Genomic DNA, 811 nt, shown 5'->3' with positions numbered 1-811 from the left:
GCGGAATATCCGCCATCGAGATGCCGTAGCGCACCACCGTCTCAGCGCGCGCCGAGATTGCGGATAGTCCCAGCGCAAGCACGGCGAGACAGGTCGTCAAACGAATACGCATGGCCCAAAGCTCCCAGGGAAGTTTCGGGGCCAAACTTGCAATCTTGATGCCAGAATAGGCAGCGTGATGCCCATGCACACGCGCGATCACAAGGACTTGTCGTCGCAGGGGCAATTTGCAGAATAACTTTCCTCGGATGGCATGGCCATTGCATACGTTTGCATCAAAATTAATCATCGAAAGCCGAAGAAGGACCGACGTCATGCTTATCAAGACAACCGCGCGTGCAGCATTGATCGCTGCACTGGCCCTGACGACCGCGTCCGCATGGCCGCGCGCGGCCGGCGCGGAAACCGTGCTGCGCATCGGCATGACCGCTGCCGATATTCCGCGCACGCTCGGCCAGCCCGATCAGGGTTTTGAAGGCAACCGCTTCACCGGCCTGACCATGTATGATGCGCTGACCGGCTGGGACCTGTCGTCGGCCGACAAGCCGAGCGTGGTGATCCCCGGCCTTGCGACCGAATGGAAGGTCGATGACGTCGACAAGACCAAATGGACCTTCAAGCTGCGTCCCGGCGTGACGTTCCATGATGGTACTCCGTTCAACGCCGACGCGGTGGTGTGGAACGTCGACAAGGTGCTGAACGACAAGGCGCCGCAATTCGACAAGCGGCAGAGCGCACAGGTGAAGACCCGCCTGCCCTCCGTCGCCAGCTACGCCAAGATCGACGACTTCACCGTGGAGATCACGACCAA

1 protein-coding gene is annotated in these 811 nt (G+C 60.3%); it reads left to right on the top strand.

Annotated elements, in window-relative coordinates; genetic code table 11:
* Nucleotides 1–314: 314 nt before the first annotated feature.
* A partial coding sequence (locus G8O24_RS42540; RefSeq protein ID WP_244646403.1) for an ABC transporter substrate-binding protein occupies nt 315–811 on the top strand: 497 nt, incomplete at its 3' end.

It is taken from the genome of Bradyrhizobium campsiandrae (assembly GCF_014529705.1).
Lineage (GTDB): Bacteria > Pseudomonadota > Alphaproteobacteria > Rhizobiales > Xanthobacteraceae > Bradyrhizobium > Bradyrhizobium campsiandrae.
This window is presented reverse-complemented; position numbering and strand designations above follow the sequence as displayed.